The sequence below is a fragment of the Tessaracoccus terricola genome (assembly GCF_054776555.1).
The window spans coordinates 51,616-69,945 of sequence record NZ_BAAHBS010000005.1 but is presented as its reverse complement, the minus strand read 5'-3'; the positions used below and the strand labels follow the sequence as shown (position 1 = coordinate 69,945).

Genomic DNA, 18,330 nt, shown 5'->3' with positions numbered 1-18,330 from the left:
GGGCCGCAGTTGTTCGGTTCAGATCAGCGGTTGCGTCACTTGCCGGAGGTGCCGGCGGAGCGCAGCTGCTCGCAGGCCTCCACCACGCGCTTGGCCATGCCGTTCTCGGCGGCCTTGCCCCAGGCGCGGGGGTCGTACTGCTTCTTGTTGCCGACCTCGCCGTCGATCTTCAGCACGCCGTCGTAGTTGCGGAACATGTGCTCGGCGACGGGGCGGGTGAAGGCGTACTGGGTGTCGGTGTCGATGTTCATCTTGATGACGCCGTAGTCCACCGCGTCGGAGATCTCCTGCGCGGAGGAGCCGGAGCCGCCGTGGAACACGAGGTCGAACGGGCTCTCCTTGCCGTACTTGGCGCCGACGGCCTCCTGGATCTCCTTGAGGACCCCGGGGCGCAGCTTGACGGCACCCGGCTTGTACACGCCGTGCACGTTGCCGAAGGTGAGGGCGGTGATGTAGCGGCCCTTCTCACCGAGGCCGAGGACCTCGGCGGTGCGCAGGCCGTCCTCGACGGTGGTGTAGAGCTTCTCGTTGATCTCGGCCTCGACGCCGTCCTCCTCGCCACCGACGATTCCGACCTCGATCTCGAGGATGATGTTGGCGGCGGCGCAGCGCTCGAGCAGCTCAGCTGCAATCTCCAGGTTCTCCTCCATGGGAACCGCAGAGCCGTCCCACATGTGGGACTGGAACAGCGGCAGCTGGCCGTTCTTCACGCGCTCCTCGGAGATGGACAGCAGCGGACGCACGAAGCCGTCCAGCTTGTCCTTGGGGCAGTGGTCGGTGTGCAGGGCGACGTTGATCGGGTAGTTCTTCGCCACTTCCTGCGCGAAGGCCGCGAAGCCGACGGCGCCGGCGATCTTGTCCTTGATGGTGGGGCCGGAGAAGTACTCGGCGCCGCCGGTGGAGACCTGGAGGATGCCGTCGGAGCCCGCCTCGGTGAAGCCCTGGAGGGCTGCGTGCAGCGTCTGCGAGGAGCTGACGTTGATGGCCGGGTAGGCGAACTTGCCCGCCTTGGCCGAGTCGATCATCTGGGCGTAAACCTCAGGAGTTGCAACTGGCATGGATGCCCTCTTTCTTGACTGAGACTGGGTCGGCCCCAGCCTATCGCGTCATGCTCAAGGTGAGTTTCCGGGGCCAGCATGCAGGCGTCCCGGCGCTCAGTGGGGTCGTTTTGTTGGAGTACCCGCAACTCAACCCCAATTGGTCGACGGCGACGGCCGACGGCGCGGGTGGCGGGGCGCGTCGCGTGCGGGTTGGCTCAGAGCATGCGGTCCATGTCGCTGACGTCGAGCCGCACCCGTCCGAGCGAACGGGCGCTGGTGGCGGAGTCGATGGCCGACGGCATGGCGTCGAGGAAGCTCATGGGGACCTTCGCGGCCACCTGCCCGCGCACCTCCAGCACCAGGTTGGGTCCGGCGCCGAGGCTGGAGCCACTGATCTTCAGGGAGCTGACCTCGGCCCAGTCGGCGCGTACCGGCTTGGGGTGCACGAATTCGATGCCGCGGGCGTCGATGTGCAGCGCGTCGCCGTCGCCGATGGCGGCGAGGTCCTTCTTGGCCCGGGTGAGGCCGATGGCGGAGATGGTCATCCAGACCGCCGTCGAGATGCCCCACACGACGTAGACGCCGACGATGACGCCGCTGCTCCAGCCGGGGTTGAAGAAGTAGATCAGGGCGGTGAGGAAGACCAGCGAGATGACGGCGGAGATGATCCGGAACCGGAGCGCGGATCGCTGGCGCACCACCCGCTGGGCCGTCGGCAGGGGGGTCAGGCCGACGGTGAATCGCTCTGGCAGCATGGCTGCAATGCTAGCGCCGTCAGGGGCGAGGCAGGTGCTGCAGTCCCCAGTGGTACATCGCGATGGCGGCCGCGGCACCCGCGTTCATGGAGCGGGTGGAGCCGGACTGCGTGATGGCCACCAGCCGCTCGCAACCGGCCACCATCTCGTCGGTCAGGCCGGGCCCCTCGGAGCCGAACACCAGGCAGCACTCGCGCGGCAGTTCTGCCGCCTCCAGCGGGACCGAGGACGGCAGGTTGTCCACACCGATGGGCGTGATCCCCCGCTCCGCGAGCCACCGGAACAGGTCGGCCTCGTCCTCGTGGTGGTGGACGTGGAGGTAACGATCGGTGACCATCGCGCCGCGGCGGTTCCACCGTCGCCGCCCGACGATGTGCACGCCGGCGACGTTGAACGCATTGGCGGTGCGCACCATGGAGCCGATGTTGAAGTCGTGCTCCCAGTTCTGGATGGCGACGTGCAACGGGGAGCGGCGGGTGTCCAGGTCGGCGACGATTGCCTCGAGCCGCCAGTACCGGTACTGGTCCACGACGTTGCGGCGGTCGCCTTCGCGCAGCAGGTCCGGGTCCATGCGGGGGTCGTCGGGCCACGGCTCGGGGTGCGGTCCGACGCCGACCGTGGGCGCCGTCGGGTCGGGCGGCGCGGGGGTGAGCTCGTCGGTCATGGCACCTCTGGTCGGGGCGGGCTGTCGGACCCGGACAGCCTACCGGGAGCAAACAGAACGGCCCGCTCCAGGGAGCGGGCCGTCGGTCAGTGGGTCACTGCTGGTAGGGAGGCTGGTAGCCGCCCTGCTGCGGGGGCTGCTGGCCCTGCTGCGGCTGCTGCTGCTGCTGCCACTGGGGCTGCTGCTGGTACTGCGGCTGCGGCACCGGGTTGGCCGACGGCGCGGAGTACGGCTGCTGCTGGAACTGGCCGGGGTTGGGGAGCTGGTTCTGGCCCTGGCCGGCGGGGCGCTGGGAGATCTCGCCGAAGTTGACGCCGGGAGCCTGCCGCACCTGCGGGTCGTTGACCTCGAAGTAGGTGGCCTTCTCGAAGTTGGCGAAGCCGGCGATGATGTTGCTGGGGACCGTCTCGATCTTGGTGTTGTAGTCGCGCACGTTGGCGTTGTAGAAGCGGCGGCCAGCGGCGATGCGGTCCTCGGTGTCGGTCAGCTCGCGCTGCAGCTCAAGGAAGTTCACGTTGGACTTCAGCTCGGGGTAGGCCTCGACGGACACGATCAGGCTGCGCACCGCGTTGGACAGCTCACCCTCGATGGCGGCCCGCTGCTGGTTCGGGGCGCCGTGGGCCTGGTTGGCCAGGGCGGCGGCGCTGTTGCGCAGCGAGGTGACCTGCTCGAGCGTGTTGCGCTCGTGGGCGGCGTAGCCGCGCACGGTCTCCACCAGGTTCGGGATCAGTTCGTAGCGGCGGTTCAGCTCGACGTCGATCTGGCGCCAGGACTCCTGGATCAGGTTGCGGCCCTTGATGAAGCCGTTGTAGACGCTGAATCCCCAGAACACTCCGATGAGGCCGATGATCACGACCACGGCGAGGATGCCCAAGATGATTTCCATTACAACTCCTTAACGGATGGATCAGTGCAAGCGTACTGGGAGCACCGGTTCACAGCCCGAGATCTTCCAGACCCAAGGCGTAGCGGTACTCGAGGCCGGCTTCGGCCACCTTCTGGGCGGCGCCGGTGTCCCGGTCCACCACCACTGCCACGGCAACCACCTCGCCCCCAGCCTCACGGACGGCCTCGACCGCGGTGAGGGCGGAGCCGCCGGTGGTGGAGGTGTCCTCGACCACGAGCACCTTGCGGCCGGCGACGTCGGTGCCCTCGATCTTGCGCTGCAGGCCGTGCTCCTTGGCGGACTTGCGCACGACGAACGCGTCGAGCCGGCCCCCGGCGGCGGCGCGAGCGTGCAGCATGGCGGTGGCGACGGGATCCGCGCCGAGTGTGAGCCCGCCCACGGCGTCGAACTCGAGGTCGGCCACCAATTCGTTCATGACCCGGCCGACGACGGGCGAGGCCGCGCCGTCGAGGGTGACGCGGCGCATGTCGACGTAGTAGTCGGCCTCCTTGCCGGAGGCCAGCGTGACGCGGCCGCGGACGACGGCGAGTTCGCCGACGGCATCGATGAGGGTCTGCTTGTCAGTCATCTGTCTTGTTCTCCATGGATGTCAGGACGCCGAATCCGACCGAGCGGTCCGGCGTCGGGTAGAGGTCTTCACAGGTGGTGAGGGTGATCAGCGCCTGCGTGGGTTCGAGGTCGTCGCGGCCGGGCACCGGGTCCAGCACCCAGGCGTCCCCCGCCGCGACGGTCAGGTCCGCCGGGGCGGAGTTGATGGTGTAGGTGAAGACCTGGTGGACGCCTTCCACGAGCACCTCGTCGCCCACCTGCAGCTGGTGCAGTTGACGAAAGGGCTGCGCTCCGGTGATGCACTGACCGGCGACGGCGAAGTTGCCCACCTGCCCGGGCTGCGACGTGCCGGGGTACCAGCCGACGGCGTGGCCGAGCGCCTCGTCGTCGACGCCCACCACGACGGGCCACTGCCACACCTCACCCAGCGCCGGGATCCGCATCAGCCAGTGCGCCTCCCCCGGTGCCGAGTTGGCGACAAGGGTCGGGGTCTCCGGATCGACGGGCGGCTCGGCGGCCTCCCAGCGCTGCTGCACCTCGGCGACCGCATCGTCGGCCGCAGCCTGCGCCGGGAACGTGCTCCCCCAGTACAGCCAGGTGCCCCAACCCGCCACACCGAGCACTGCCACCAGCAGCGCGATGCCCAGCACCAGCAACGGCGAAACACCGCGGGGGCTGCTGCGGCGCGCTCGGGTCATGGACCCACCATATTGGAGCGGGTCCCGCCCCTGCACCCGCCGGCGGGCGTGCCGGGGCCTTCGAGGCTCGCTGCCGCTCGCACCTCAGACCAACTGACGTCGGTGCAACCGAGGACTTGGCTGTCCCAGCCCTCGGTTACAGCGAGCCTGACCGCAGGCCCCTTCGAGGCTCATGGCGACTGGTCACGAAGCGGGTGCGCGGAGTTGGGGTTCATGGGCCTAAAGATCTTGAAACTGCGGAAACCCCCGACGCAGACTCCCCAGCAACGCAACAACAGGGCCCCTGAACCCCAACTCCGCGCACCCGCACCAACCCAGCAACTACGAGAACCACAACTTGCTCCCCGACGGCTCGGGCGAGGGTTCGGCGTCGGCGTCGGTGAAGGGCTCGGCGTCGCTGATCCAGTTGCGCAGCTCACGCCCATCCAACCACCGGTACCCGAACGGCAGCTTGCCGGACTCGCGACGGATGCCGGACAGGTCGGCGCGCTTGGTGGAGCCGACGATGAGCAGGTTGCCGAAGCGTTTGCCCTTGTGGACGGGGGCTTCGGCGCCGACGATCACGTGCCGCCAGCGCTCGGCGATCCCGGCGGCGGCGCGTTTGGCCCAGTGGAAGGGGGCGCGGTCGGTGACGTTGGCGACGAGCACCTCGGGGCCGCGGCCGATGCGGCGGAGGTCGTCCAAGGCCTGCGCGGTGAACAGTTCGCCGGGCACCTGGGAGCCGGCGAAGGCATCGAGGATGACGGCGTCGGCGTAGCCTTCGGGCATGGCGGCGACGCCGGTGCGGCCATCGACGTCACGGACCTTGATCCCGGAGCGGGGCGGGAGCGGGACCTTGCGTCGCACCTCGGCGGTGAGTTCGGCGTCGGGCTCGCACACGATCTGGGCGGTGCCGGGGCGTCGGTGCGCCACCCAGCGGGGAATCGACATGCCGGCGCCGCCGACGTGGATGACGCGCAGGCGTTCGTCGGCGGGGGCGTCGAGGATGGTGTGGTCCAGCACCATGGCGATGTGCTGGACGTACTCGAACGCGAGGAAGTCTGGCCGGGCGGGGTCCACCCAGGACTGCGAGGTGTCGCCGAACCTGACGGCGAAGGCTCCCGGAACGGTGTCGTCGGGGACGAGGCGGTCGGGCATGGGCGAAGACTACCCGTCGAATTCACGCAGAGGCCATCCACCTATTGCCACCCACGGTTGGCCGACGTAGCGTGATTGAAAGGATTCGGGGGTCCGCGGCCGTGGGTCCCCACAGCATCGAGGAGGATGACTGTGAAGATTTCGCGAACCATCCTGGCGATCCTCGCCACCGCCGCCACCCTGTTCACACTGGGCGCGGTCAACACCGCAAGGGCCGACGTCTACACCGAACCGGGCGGCCACATCGTCAACGGGCGCCTGTGGCAGACCGAGTGCTCCATGTACTCCACCAGTGTGGTGCGCTGCCGCACGGAGATCTGGGCCACGCAGGTCAAGTACGTCGACGGGCGCTACGTGCGCGTGACGGACTGGGCGTTCAACAACCTCACCTACCTGCCGTCGCCACGGACGCAGTGGGCCGACAACCCGCTGGGCAACCCGGGCGAGTGGACCGCCGCGGACGGACGCCAGTGGCGCACGGTCTGCGACACCGCGGAGACCGGCAGCAACGCGTGCCGCAGCTTCGTGAGGGCGCGGGTGGCCTCGGCGACGGCGACCCCGTCGGGCTGGGCGTACTCGGTGGAGACCAAGTGGGTGTTCAACAACTTGGTGGTGTTCTCCACCGGTTCCCGGCCGCCAGTGACGGAGGTGCCGCCGAGTGTGATCGAGACTGCGAAGCTCAGCCACACCGGGTACGGCCCGCTGCAGTTGGGCACCAGTTTGGTGGACCTCGAGCGGCTCGGTTACGTGCAGCACAACACCTCGGAGGTGTGTGACTTCTGGGAGGTCTCGGGCGAGGTGCTGGACGCCGGCATCAACATGATCACCTTCGGCGACACGCTTGACATCGTGATGGCGGTGACCGAGGACGTGAACACCACGCTCGGCACCCGGGTGGGGCACACGTTCGAGCAGGCGCAGGTGACCTACGACGCGGCCGACGGCTTCGGTCCGTTCCACGCCGACGTCAAGGACGGCTACCAGCCGGTCTACACCTACGTGGTGGACCAGGGCCCCAACGAGATGATCTTCATGGGTTCGTTCGAGGACACGGCACAGCCCGACGCCCTGGACCCGATCCAGATGATCCTGGTCCGGGAGGCTGACGACGCGCTGCTGTGGGACGGCTGCTGAGGGGCCCTTCGAGGCGTCGACTGCGTCGCCGCACCTCAGGGGAACTGGTGAACTGGGACTGCGTCACCGCACCTCAGGCGAACTTGTGAGGTGCGGCGACGACGCTGCCGACGGTCTCGCCGTGGCCCAGCACGGGCTCGCTGGTGAGATCGCCCAGTTGTTCGGCCGTCGTCGCGCCGGTGCGCAGGAGCAGGGCCGCGAGCACCACGCCCGCGGCCCTGTCGCCGCCGTCGGCGATCTTCACTGCGACGCCACGGCCATCCGCCAAGCCTGCGGCGAAGACGCCGTCGGCGCCGCTCTTGGCGATCAGGCCGGGGACCCGCTGCATGAACTGGGTACTGCGTCGCCCCTTGCCGGCGACCAGTTCGGGGTTGGCGCGCATGGCGTCGGCCACCCGTCGCAACTGCCCGTCCTCGGCCCCGGCGATCCGCCCGTAGGTGCGGGCCAGCCCCGCGATGGCGAACGCGTACACGGGAACACCGCAGCCGTCGACGCCGGTGGCCGTGACCGGCTCGCCTCCGAGTTCGTGCGTGGTCCGGCGCACGAGTTCCTGGAAGGGGTGCTCGGGATGGTCGTAGGAGGCGGCGTCCCAGCCGCCGGCCACCGTCCCGGCCAGCATCAGGGCGTGGTTGCCGGAGCAGCCCTGGGTGATGCTCGCGGGACCGCCGCCGGCGCGGATCCACCCAGCCGCGGACTCGCCGTCGCCCGGCAGCCCCGGCACGTTGCGCAGCGCCGACTCGTCGAGCCCGACGGCGGCCAGGGCATTGCGGGTGGCGTTCAGGTGGACGGATGCGCCCATGTGGGAGGCGCACCCGATGGCGAGCGCCTCGGCGGACGGCTCGGCGCCGGCCCGTAGGGCCGCGACGGCGTGGATCGGCTTGTTCGCCGAGCGGGGGAACACCTGGGTGGCGGCGTCCCCGACGGCGAACTCGACGGTCCCGTCGGGGGCCGTGACCACCGCGAGTCCGTGGTGCACGGACTCGAGGAAGCCGCTGCGGATGACGTGCGCCACCACGGGCGCGGCTGCGAGGCTCATGCCCGCAGGTTAGCGCGGCCGCCGTCGGACGCCCGGCCTAGAATCGTCGCCGTCGAGCAGATTCGGAGCGTGATGGGAACCAAGGGCCTCAACCGGCGGATTCTGGCGTTGGCGGTGCCCGCGTTCGCGGCGCTGGTGGCCCAGCCGCTGTTCCTGCTGGCCGACACCGCCATCGTCGGACGGCTCGGCACGCTGCCCCTCGCGGGCCTCGGGGCGGGCGCCACCATCACGTCGACTGTGGTGGGGCTGGCCATCTTCCTGGCCTACGGCTCCACGGCGGTGGTCTCGCGCCAGCTCGGGGCCGGCAACCGGAGACGTGCGCTCGAGCTGGGCGTGCAGGCGATGTGGCTGGCGGTGGTCCTGGCCTGCGCGGTGGCGTGGTTGGTGTGGCTCGCGACACCCCAACTGGTGACGTGGCTGGGTGCCACCGGCGAGGTGCACGGGCACGCCGTCGCCTACGCCCACTGGTCTCTTCCCGGGCTGCCCGGGATGCTGCTGATGCTGGCGGCCACGGGCACGTTGCGCGGGCTCGCGGACGCCCGGACGCCGCTCGTGCTGGCCGTCTCCGCTGCGGCCATCAACGTGGTGCTGGACCTGGTGTTCGTCTTCGGGCTGCACATGGGGGTGGCGGGTTCCGGGTTCGCCACCGCCGTCGCCGAGACGCTGATGGGTGCCACCGCCGCCGTGGTGGTGGCGCGCGGGGCCCGTAGGGAGGGGGCGTCGCTGCGCCCCAGCCCTTCGGGGATGCGTTCCAGCCTCGCCGTCGGCGCTCCCCTGCTGATGCGCACGCTGACGCTGCGGCTGGCCCTGGTGCTGACCACCTGGGTGGCCGCCAACAAGGGCGCGGTGGCGCTGGCGGGCCACCAGGTCACCTACAACGTGTGGGGGTTCCTCTCCTACGCCCTCGACGCGCTCGGGATCGCCGGCCAGACCCTGATCGGGATGGCGCTGGGCGCGGGCGACGTCGACGAGGCACGTGCGGTGACCCGTCGGATGATGTGGTGGTCGCTCGGCGCGGGCGTGGTGCTGGGCCTGCTGACCATCCTCGCCCGCCACCCCATCGCCCGGCTCTTCAGCCCCGAGGCGGAGGTGCGCGACGCCGTCGCCGCGTCCCTCGTGGTGGTGGGCGCCACCCTCACCCTCACCGCCTACGTCTGCCTGATGGACGGCGTCCTGATCGGCGCCGGCGACGGTCCGTTCCTGGCCCGCGCGGGTGTGTTCACGCTGGTGGTCTACGCCCCGCTGGCGATCCTCGTCGCCTACGTCGGTCCCGAAGGAGCCGCCGGCCTGGCCTGGCTGTGGGCGGCCTACGGCCTCGGTTTCATGGGGGCCCGGGCGCTGGCGCTGTGGCTGCGGCAGCGCAGCGGGTCCTGGCTCGTCACCGGCGCCTGATTCCTCAGCCGTCCAGGAAGCGCACCATGTTGTTGAACACCCACGCGTCGGCGCGGTAGTAGCGCCAGGTGCCGTCGGCGTTCTGGGCGGAGTGCACCATGCCGTAGGTCCGCACGTAGCTGCGGCAGCCTCCCCTGCCGGTGGCGGGAGTGTCGCACTCGGTGCGCCAGGGCCGGCCCGATGACGTGAACTCCCCCTTGTTCGCCAGCGGGTTGGTGCCCCACTGGGCGCGCGTCATCAGCGGCAGGTACGTCAGGTTGTTGAACACCCAGTCGAACTTCTTGACGTAGCGACCGCCCTCGAAGGTGACCGTGGTGGCCTTGATGTCCGTGCGGCAGCGGCGGGTCTGGGAGTACCGCTCGCAGTCCGTGCGCCACTCCCGACCGTTGACCTGGTGGTGGCCAGGGATCACGTACAGGTCGCGGGCCGCGTCGGGCTTCCAGGCCATCAGCGGGACTGCGGCCCACTCCTTGAACGGCCCCGCCACCAATCCGTTGGTTAGGGTGCGCCGCTCGGCGGCCTTCACCGAGCTGGAGTTGGAGGCATACCCGGCGGCGCTGGGGTTGGCGTAGCTGTACCCGGACCAGCCGATGCCGAGCGCCGTGATGGCGTTGGCCTGCTTGATCGAGTCGGCCACGGAGTTCAGGTACAGCGCCGGGCCGGAGACCATCAGGCGGCCCGTGTCCCGCTGCACGCGGGCGAGGAACTCGTTCCACGAGCGGAACTGATCTGCCTGGGTGGCGTTCGCCTCGCGCTTGTAGTTCATCAGCACCACGACGTCGACGAGCCCCTGCCGGGCCCACTTGCGCCAGTCCTGGAAGACCGCCGCGTACGGGTCGGTCGACTCCCAACTACGGGTGTTGGAGGGGCCGTGGCCGTAGGAGATGCCGTTGACGGAAAGGACCGTCGACGGCGCCACCCCGTCGATGGCGCGCTTGATCTTGGTGACGGTGGCGGTGACCTGGTCTCGGCGGAAGTTGGAGAAGGCCGCGTTGTTCGCGGCGGGGGTGCCGGTGGTGCCGCTGGCGGCCCGGAACCGCTGCAGCGAAGTCTCGGAGTAGCCCCACTGGTTCACTCCCCCGGTGCTGTGGTCCGGGTAGCGGATGTAGTCCAGGTTGATGCCGTCGACGTTGTAGTTCTCGACGATGGAGGCCACCCTCGACGCGACGTAGTCCTGCGCCCCCGGGTTGCCCAGGTCCAGGTATGCGGCCGAACCACCCACCCGCTCCACCCCGTCGTTGCGCTTGTTCATCCAGCGGTTGGCGCCGGTGGCCGAGGGGCCGTTGGTGTTGAACACGTGGTTGGGGCTGGCGGGTGCGGCGGAGGCGCTCCACATGGTGCCGACGTTGACCCAGGCGTGCACCTCCAGCCCGGCGGCGTGGCCCTGCTTGATGGCCTCGGCGAGCGGGTCGAAGCCGGCGGCGAGCCCGGTGTCGGTGGCGCGGGGGAAGTCGGACCTGTTGCAGAAGCACTCGTAGCGTCGCACCACCTGCACGATCAGGACGTTGGCGTTGGCCGCTTTGGCGTCGGCAACCACCTGTTTCACCTGTTGGGCGTTGAAGAGCCCCGGGTTGAGGGTGTCCACCCAGAACGAGCGCCACTGTGCCGTCGCGGCGGAGGCGGGCGGGGCGGTGATGATGCCTGTGACCAGCACCAACACCGAGACCAGGACGGTCAGGACCTTCTTCATCGCAGTTCCTCTCGGGGGCTGCGTTCAGGATCCCTCGCCCCGGGCCCGGCCGCAAGGGGCAGGCGTGACCACAGTCCGCACGAAAGCGATTTCGAGGCTCTGGAGAGCCTGAACACGGCGTGTCGCGGAGCCCTGTCACACCCCTTCGGGCCCGCTCAGGCTGCGGCCAGTGCCTCGTCGTCGGCGCTCTGGCGGGCGGCCAGCCGCGCGAAGGCCCCACCGGAGGCGCGCAGTTCGTCGGCGGTGCCGCGCTCGACGACGGTGCCGGCCTCGAGGACCGCCACCTGGTCCGCGTTCTCCACGGTGGACAGGCGGTGGGCGATGGTGAGGGTGGTGCGCCCCTCGGCCAGGCGGTCGAGTGCGGCCTGAACCTCGGCCTCGGTGGTGTTGTCCAGGGCACTGGTGGCCTCGTCCAGGACGAGGACGCGCGGGTTGCGCAGGATGGTCCGGGCGATCGCGAGGCGCTGCTGCTCGCCCCCGGAGAAGCGGTGGCCGCGAGCACCCACCATGGTGCCCAGCCCCTCGGGCAGGCTGCCAACCAGATCGGCGATCCGGGCGGAGGCGAGCGCGCCCCAGAGTTGCTCGTCGTCAGCATCGGGGGCGGCGAGGAGGAGGTTCTCGCGGACGGTGGCGTGCACCAGGTAGGTCTCCTGGCTGACCACGCCGACGATGCCGGCGAGGTCCTCGGGGTGCAGGTCCCGCACGTCGACGCCGTCGATGGTGACTCGGCCGGCGGTGGTGTCGTGCAGGCGCGGCACCAGCGAGGCCAGTGTGGACTTGCCGGATCCGGTGGGCCCGACGACGGCGGTGCTGGTGCCGGCGGGGATCCGCAGGTCGATGCCGCGCAGCACGGGCGCGCCGTCGCCGTAGGAGAACCGGACGCCCTCGAAGCGGACCTCGCCACGCACGGTGGCGGGGTCGACGCGTACCGGGTTGGCCGGTGGCTGCACCTCGGGCACGAGGTCCAGGAACTCGAAGATCCGACTGAACAGCGCCATGGCGGTGACCCACTGGACGCCGACGTTGAGCAGGCCCATGACGGGCCGGAAGATGGTGCCCTGCAGCGCGGTGAACGCCACCAGGGTTCCGATGGTCATGCCCCCGGAGACGGCGGGGAACCCGGCGGCGAGGTAGATGGCGGCGGGGATGGCCGCGAACACGATGCCCATGGTGGCCATCCGCCACTGGCCGGCGAGCTGGGAGCGCATCTCGAGACCGATCAGCCGGTCCGAGGAGTCGGTGAACAGGCCCGCGTTTCGGTCTGTGGTGCCCAGCGTCTTCGCCAGCCGGATGCCGGAGACCGAGAGCCCCTCCTCCACCAGCGTGTGGAGGTTGGCGAGCTCGGCCTGGCGCTTGCTGGTGATGTCGCGGCGCAGCAGGGCGACGCGGCGGCTGAGCCAGATGGCCGGCGGCAGCACCACCAGTGAGATCAGGGACAGCCGGGGTGAGAGCGCAACCATCGCGACGGCCGTCGCCACCGCCGTCGTCAGGTTCGAGGCCACCGAGGTGGCGGTGCTGGTGACCACCGACTGCATGCCGGAGATGTCGTGGGTGAGGCGGGACTGGACGTCGCCGCCGCGGGTACGGGTGAAGAACCCCAGCGACTGGCGCTGGAGGTGCGTGAAGAGCTTGGTGCGCAGGGCGTGCATGACCTGCTGGCCCATGCGGGTGGCGAGCCAGGTCTGGACGACGCCGATGACGGCGGTCACGGCGGCGACGGCGACCATCGCGCCGACGAGCCAGCCGAGCAGGCCGACGTCCTGGTTGGGCAGGGCGTCGTCGATGACGCCACGCACGAGGAAGGGTTGCGCGAGGCCGACCACCGACGACGCACTGATGAGGAGCACGACCACGAGGATCGTGAACTTGTGGGGCCCGAAGAGTGCGGCGATGCGCCGCAGGTCCACGGGGTGTTGCTTGAGCTGGCGCTTGTCGGCCTGGCTGACTCGTGCGGGACCTCGCCCGCCGCCGTCGCGGCCCTCGCCTGAAGTGTGGTTAGGAGCTGCCATGAGGCATCACCTCCTGCAAGATCGGCATGGATTGGTTCACATGCATTACTGAGGTTACCTCACAATGAGGCTGATGGTCAAGTTGGTAGGGTGATCCCATGCCCGCTGACCACGCCCACGACGAGCGTCCCACCGACCTCGGCTCGCTGCTCCATGCCGCCTTCCGCGGCCTGCGCCACTCCTGGACGGAACAGCTGGCCCCGTGGGAGGTCACCCCGTTCCAGTGGCGGGCGCTCCACACCATCATGCGAATCGGCGACGGCGTGCGCCTGGGCGTGGTGGCCGAGCGGCTCCGAATCGCACCCCGGTCCGCGACGGAGGTGGTGGACCAGCTCGAGGAGAAGGGCCTGGTGGAGCGCGCCCCGGACCCGAGCGACCGCCGAGCGGTCATCGTCGCCGCCACCGCCAGGGGCCTGGACCTGCACGACGCCGTGCTGGCCGAGCGCCGCGAGCGCGCCGACGAGTACTTCGGCATCCTCTCCCCCGCCGAGCAGGACCAACTGGCCGGACTGCTGGCCCGCCTGGGGGACGCTGGCGACCACTGACCGGCCGTCCGCGAGCGCTGAAACGAATCAACTCTGGATTGTTGGCCCGTCTATGGTCCAAGAACCCAGAGTTGAACCATTCAATCACGGCGGGACCCTAGGCTGGGCGAGCCACGTCCCGCCGCCCGAGAGGTGAAACCCATGATCCGCGTCGCCTTGATTGGCACCAGCATGATCTCCCACCAGTTCGCCGAGGCCTCCCGCCGCGTCGAGGGTCTGGAACTCGCGGGCGTGTACTCCCGCGACGCCGAGCGCGCCACCGCGGTGGCCGCTGAACTGGGCGCGCGTCGCGGCTGGTCGGACCTCGCCGAACTGCTGGCCTCACCGGAGGTGGACGCGGTCTACGTCGCCAGCCCCAACTCGCTGCACCACGGACAGTGCCTGGCCGCAGTGCAGGCCGGCAAGCACGTGTTCGTGGAGAAGCCCGCCGTGCCGACGGCCGCCGAGTTCGAGCAGCTCGTCGAGCTGGCCCGGGAGCGGGGGCTGGTGGTGTTCGAGGGCATGCGCAACGCCCACGACCCCGGCTTCGCGCTGGTGCGCGAGCTGCTCCCCCAGGTGGGCACCGTGCGGCGCGTCTCGTTCGAGTACGCCCAACGCTCCTCCCGCTACGACCTGGTGCTCGCCGGCGAGCAGGTCAACATCTTCGACCCGGCACTGGCCGGCGGTGCACTGAACGACCTGGGCGTCTACTGCGTCTCCGCGCTCGTGGACCTGTTCGGAGCACCCGAGCGGGTCAGCGCGGAGCAGGTCCTGGTGGCCTCGGGCGCCGACGGCTCCGGCGTCGCGCTGCTGCGCTACCCCGGCTTCGTGGCGGACGTGTCGTGGTCGAAGATCACCGCCTCGAGCCGTGCGAGCCAGATCGAGGGCGAGCTGGGCACCATCACCATCGACAAGATCGGCGAGCCCCGCCAGGTGGGCCTCCACCTCTTGGGCGAGGACCCCGTGGTGCACGACGTCGAGGGCAGCGACGAGACCGGCGCCTTCATCGGCAACATGCACCACGAGATCGAACGCTTCGTGGACCTCGTGGAGGGACGTGCCGACGCCGCCCCGGACCAGGAGCGCACGCTCGGCACCCTGCGCCTGCTGGAGGCCATCCGGGCCGCCGCCCGGTAGCAGTCGCCCTGCGGCACGAGCGCCCCCAACAGTCGCCCTGAGGCGCGAGTGGCAGCGAGCCTCGAAGGGCATCCGACCCACACCCTTCGAGGCTCGCTGGCGCTCGCACCTCAGGGCAACTGGGGAGCTCGAGCACCTCAGGGCAACTGGGGTCGCGTCAGGCGACGGTGATGCCGTCGCCGGTCTCGTCGAGGTCCACCGCCACGGTCTGGCCGTCGTGGATCTCGCCGGCCAGCAGCTTGCGGGCCAGGCCGTCCTCCACCGTGCTCTGCACCAGGCGGCGCAGCGGTCGGGCACCGTAGATGGGGTCGAACCCGGTCCGGGCCAGCCACTCCTCGGCAGCCGCGCTGACCTCGACATGGATCCGGCGCGGCGCCAGGCGGCGGTTCAGCTTGTCCAGCTGGATCTCGACGATGCGGCCGAGCTGCTCCTGCGTGAGCGGCTCGAACAGGACGATGTCGTCGAGCCGGTTCAGGAACTCGGGCCGGAACGCCTGCCGCACCACACCCATCACCTGTTCGCGCTTGGCCTCGGCATCCAGCAGCGGGTCCGCGAGGAACTGCGAGCCGAGGTTCGAGGTCAGGATCAGGATGGTGTTGCGGAAGTCCACCGTGCGGCCCTGGCCGTCGGTGAGGCGGCCGTCGTCGAGCACCTGCAGCAGGATGTTGAACAGGTCCGGGTGGGCCTTCTCCACCTCGTCGAGCAGGACGACGGAGTAGGGGCGACGGCGCACGGCCTCGGTGAGCTGGCCGCCCTCCTCGAAACCGACGTAGCCGGGAGGGGCACCGACGAGGCGGGCTACGGAGTGCTTCTCCGAGTACTCGCTCATGTCGATGCGCACCAGCGCGGTCTCGTCGTCGAACAGGAAGTCCGCGAGGGACTTGGCCAGCTCGGTCTTGCCCACTCCCGTGGGGCCGAGGAACATGAACGAGCCGGTGGGCCGGTTGGGGTCCGAGATGCCGGCGCGCGAGCGGCGGACCGCATCGGAGACCGCCTTCACGGCCTCCTCCTGGCCGATGAGGCGGGCGGCCAGCCGCTGCTCCATCTCCAGCAGCTTCTCGCTCTCGCCCTGCAGCAGCCGGCCGACGGGGATGCCGGTCCAGGCGGCGATCACCTCGGCGATGTCGGTGTCGGAGACCTCCTCCGAGACCATCGACGGCGTCTGGTCGTTGGCCTCGGCCTCCTCCAGCTCCCGCTCGGCGGCGGGGATGTCGCCGTAGAGGATCTGCGAGGCCTTGGTCAGGTCACCGGCGCGCTGGGCCTTGTCGGCCTCGACGCGCAACTGGTCGATGCGCTTCTTGACGTCACCCACCCGGTTCAGCCCGGCCTTCTCGGCCTCCCAGCGCTGCTCCAGGCCGCGGAGCTTCTCCTGTTCGTCGGCCAGCTCGGTGCGCAGCGCGGCGAGCCGCTCCTTGGACGCCTCGTCGTTCTCCTTCTCCAGGTGGAACACCTGCATGGTCATGCGGTCGACGTCGCGGCGCAGCATGTCGATCTCCTCCGGCGAGGAGTCGATCTCCATCCGCAGGCGCGAGGCGGCCTCGTCGATCAGGTCGATGGCCTTGTCGGGCAGCTGTCGCGAGGTGATGTAGCGGTCCGAGAGGGCTGCCGCGGCCACGAGGGCGGCGTCGGTGATGCGCACCTTGTGGTGCGCCTCGTAGCGTTCGCGTAGGCCGCGGAGGATGGCGATCGTGTCCTCCACCGTCGGCTCACCGACGAACACCTGCTGGAAACGACGCTCCAGCGCCGGGTCCTTCTCGATGCGCTCGCGGAACTCGTCGAGCGTCGTGGCGCCGATCATGCGGAGCTCACCGCGGGCCAGCATGGGCTTGAGCATGTTGCCGGCATCCATCGCGCCCTCGCCGGATGCGCCGGCACCGACGACGGTGTGGAGTTCGTCGATGAAGGTGATGACCTGACCCTCGGCGTCGCGGATCTCGTTCAGGACGGCCTTGAGGCGTTCCTCGAACTCGCCGCGGTACTTGGCGCCGGCCACCATGGAGGCCAGGTCCAGCGACACCAGACGTCGCCCCTTGAGGGAGTCCGGGACGTCGCCCTCCACCAGCCGCAGTGCGAGGCCCTCGACGACGGCGGTCTTGCCGACGCCGGGCTCACCGATCAGGACGGGGTTGTTCTTGGTGCGACGGGCCAGCACCTGGCTGACGCGCCGGATCTCGGCGTCCCTGCCGATGACGGGGTCCAGCTTGCCGGAGCGGGCGGCCTCGGTGAGGTCGACGGAGTACTTCTCGAGCGCGGACTCCCCGCCCTCGGACTCGGCGGAGGTGACGCGCTTGCCGCCCCGGGAGTCATTGAAGGCGGTGGTGAGGCTGGCGGTGTCGACGCCGGCGGCCGTGAGGATCTTCTTGGCCGGCGACTCGATGCTGGCGAGTCCGATGAGGAGGTGCTCCGTGGCGACGAACTGGTCCCCCAGCTCGTGCGCGAGGGTTTCGGCCGACGCCATGACACGCGCGAGTGCGCCTGACAACGCAGGCTGGGTCACGGACGAGCCGGTGCTCGACGGCAGCTTGGCGATGGCGTCCTCGGCGGCCTCGTCGACGGCGTCGGCGCTTGCCCCGAGCGATTCGAGCAGGGGGCCGACGGTGTTGTCGGGCACCATGAGCATGCCGTGCAGGAGGTGCTCCGGCTCGGCGTTGGGGTTTCCGTTGGTGAGTGCCTGCCGCACCGCCGAGGTGATGGCGTCACGGCTCTTGGTGGTCAGCTTCTCAGTGTTCAAGGGAGGTCCTCCTAGTCAGGAATTCAAGTTGAGTCTACTACACTCAACCCTGCTTGCCACCGTTTTCTTCCCCCTCCCTCGGGTATGAATGGGTGCATGACTGACATCGCCCCCACCATCGCCCTGTCCGGCGGCACATCGATCCCAGCCATCGGCGCCGGCACCTGGCCGCTCGACGACACGGAGGTCGAGACCATGGCGCTGACCGCCTTCGAACTCGGCTACCGCCTCATCGACACAGCCGAGAACTACCGCAACGAGGCCGGCGTCGGGAACGCGGTGCGCAACTCGGGCCTGCCGCGCGAGGACCTCTTCGTCACCACGAAGTTCAACCGGTTGTGGCACGGCGACGCCGTCGCGGGCGTGGAGAACAACCTCGCCACGCTGGGCCTCGAGTACGCGGACCTCGTCCTCATCCACTGGCCCAACCCGGACCAGGACCTCTACGTCAAGGCCTGGGAGGGCCTCATCACCGCCAGGGAGCGCGGCCTGGTGCGCGCCATCGGCACCTCGAACTTCAAGCCGACGCACCTGCAGCGCATCATCGACGCCACCGGCGTGGCCCCCGAGGTGAACCAGATCCAGTGCAACCCGTTCACGGACCGCCCGGCAGAGCGCGAGTTTCACGCCACCCACGGCATCGTCACCGAGTCCTGGGCACCGCTGGCCGCCGGCAACGGGCTGACCGGCAACCCCGTCGTCGAGGAGATCGCCGCGGCACACGACGCCACCGCCGGCCAGGTGGTGCTCGCCTGGCACGTCGGACAGGGGCTGCTGCCCATCCCGAAGTCGTCCAACCGGGACCGTCTCGCCCAGAACCTGGCCGCCGCCGAACTGCGCCTGACCGACGACGAGATCGCCCGACTGTCCGCCCTCACCAACCCGGACTACAAGCTCAGCGACTCCGACGAGTTCGGCCACTGACAC

At 69.9% G+C, this 18,330-nt stretch carries 16 protein-coding genes; 5 read left to right on the top strand and 11 right to left on the bottom strand.

The annotated features are described in order from the left end of the window. Positions 1-35: 35 nt before the first annotated feature. From fbaA to ACYU7G_RS10150, 7 genes are all read right to left on the bottom strand, one after another. Positions 36-1,058: a class II fructose-bisphosphate aldolase gene (gene fbaA, locus ACYU7G_RS10180; RefSeq protein WP_461107427.1), complete on the bottom strand. Its 1,023-nt coding sequence runs from the start codon at positions 1,056-1,058 to the stop codon at positions 36-38. A gap of 197 nt (positions 1,059-1,255) precedes the next feature. Continuing rightward, positions 1,256-1,795: a hypothetical protein gene (locus tag ACYU7G_RS10175; RefSeq protein WP_461107425.1), complete on the bottom strand. Its 540-nt coding sequence runs from the start codon at positions 1,793-1,795 to the stop codon at positions 1,256-1,258. Positions 1,796-1,814: 19 nt separating this feature from the next. Next, positions 1,815-2,366 carry a TrmH family RNA methyltransferase gene (locus tag ACYU7G_RS10170; RefSeq protein WP_461109561.1) on the bottom strand — a complete coding sequence of 184 codons (552 nt, stop codon included), beginning with the start codon at positions 2,364-2,366 and terminating at the stop codon, positions 1,815-1,817. A gap of 187 nt (positions 2,367-2,553) precedes the next feature. Further along, positions 2,554-3,345, bottom strand: coding sequence for a LemA family protein (locus ACYU7G_RS10165; RefSeq protein ID WP_461107423.1), 792 nt, complete (start codon positions 3,343-3,345; stop codon positions 2,554-2,556). 49 nt (positions 3,346-3,394) lie between these two features. Then, positions 3,395-3,934 carry an orotate phosphoribosyltransferase gene (pyrE, locus tag ACYU7G_RS10160; RefSeq protein WP_461107421.1) on the bottom strand — a complete coding sequence of 180 codons (540 nt, stop codon included), beginning with the start codon at positions 3,932-3,934 and terminating at the stop codon, positions 3,395-3,397. Continuing rightward, complete coding sequence (locus ACYU7G_RS10155; RefSeq protein ID WP_461107419.1) at positions 3,927-4,613, bottom strand: sortase; 687 nt, start codon at positions 4,611-4,613, stop codon at positions 3,927-3,929. Before ACYU7G_RS10155 ends, pyrE begins: the two co-directional genes overlap by 8 nt. A gap of 321 nt (positions 4,614-4,934) precedes the next feature. Then, positions 4,935-5,750, bottom strand: a complete 816-nt coding sequence (locus ACYU7G_RS10150) for a spermidine synthase (protein ID WP_461107418.1) — start codon at positions 5,748-5,750, stop codon at positions 4,935-4,937. A 132-nt stretch (positions 5,751-5,882) separates the two neighbouring features. Between ACYU7G_RS10150 and ACYU7G_RS10145 the strand changes: the two genes are divergently transcribed. Further along, positions 5,883-6,884 carry a hypothetical protein gene (locus ACYU7G_RS10145; RefSeq protein ID WP_461107416.1) on the top strand — a complete coding sequence of 334 codons (1,002 nt, stop codon included), beginning with the start codon at positions 5,883-5,885 and terminating at the stop codon, positions 6,882-6,884. A gap of 73 nt (positions 6,885-6,957) precedes the next feature. Here ACYU7G_RS10145 and ACYU7G_RS10140 read toward each other — a convergent pair whose 3' ends face one another. Continuing rightward, the gene (locus ACYU7G_RS10140; RefSeq protein ID WP_461107414.1) at positions 6,958-7,920 is read right to left on the bottom strand and encodes an asparaginase; all 963 of its coding nucleotides are present in this window, start codon (positions 7,918-7,920) and stop codon (positions 6,958-6,960) included. A gap of 72 nt (positions 7,921-7,992) precedes the next feature. On the opposite strand from ACYU7G_RS10140, the gene ACYU7G_RS10135 reads away from it, so the two are divergent. After that, a complete protein-coding gene (locus ACYU7G_RS10135; RefSeq protein ID WP_461109559.1) occupies positions 7,993-9,312 on the top strand; it encodes an MATE family efflux transporter in 1,320 nt (439 codons plus the stop codon). A gap of 4 nt (positions 9,313-9,316) precedes the next feature. Here ACYU7G_RS10135 and ACYU7G_RS10130 read toward each other — a convergent pair whose 3' ends face one another. Together ACYU7G_RS10130 and ACYU7G_RS10125 are read right to left on the bottom strand one after the other, a co-directional pair. After that, positions 9,317-11,002: a glycoside hydrolase family 10 protein gene (locus ACYU7G_RS10130; protein WP_461107412.1), complete on the bottom strand. Its 1,686-nt coding sequence runs from the start codon at positions 11,000-11,002 to the stop codon at positions 9,317-9,319. Positions 11,003-11,157: 155 nt separating this feature from the next. Next, complete coding sequence (locus tag ACYU7G_RS10125) at positions 11,158-13,011, bottom strand: ABC transporter ATP-binding protein (RefSeq protein WP_461107410.1); 1,854 nt, start codon at positions 13,009-13,011, stop codon at positions 11,158-11,160. A 98-nt stretch (positions 13,012-13,109) separates the two neighbouring features. On the opposite strand from ACYU7G_RS10125, the gene ACYU7G_RS10120 reads away from it, so the two are divergent. Then, positions 13,110-13,556, top strand: coding sequence for a MarR family winged helix-turn-helix transcriptional regulator (locus ACYU7G_RS10120; protein WP_461107408.1), 447 nt, complete (start codon positions 13,110-13,112; stop codon positions 13,554-13,556). A 141-nt stretch (positions 13,557-13,697) separates the two neighbouring features. Beyond that, a complete protein-coding gene (locus ACYU7G_RS10115; RefSeq protein ID WP_461107406.1) occupies positions 13,698-14,672 on the top strand; it encodes a Gfo/Idh/MocA family protein in 975 nt (324 codons plus the stop codon). Between the two features lie 157 nt (positions 14,673-14,829). On the opposite strand, the gene clpB is transcribed toward ACYU7G_RS10115, so the two are convergent. Further along, complete coding sequence (gene clpB / locus ACYU7G_RS10110) at positions 14,830-17,403, bottom strand: ATP-dependent chaperone ClpB (protein ID WP_461107404.1); 2,574 nt, start codon at positions 17,401-17,403, stop codon at positions 14,830-14,832. Between the two features lie 96 nt (positions 17,404-17,499). On the opposite strand from clpB, the gene ACYU7G_RS10105 reads away from it, so the two are divergent. Continuing rightward, positions 17,500-18,327 carry an aldo/keto reductase gene (locus ACYU7G_RS10105; protein WP_461107402.1) on the top strand — a complete coding sequence of 276 codons (828 nt, stop codon included), beginning with the start codon at positions 17,500-17,502 and terminating at the stop codon, positions 18,325-18,327. Positions 18,328-18,330 lie beyond the last annotated feature (3 nt).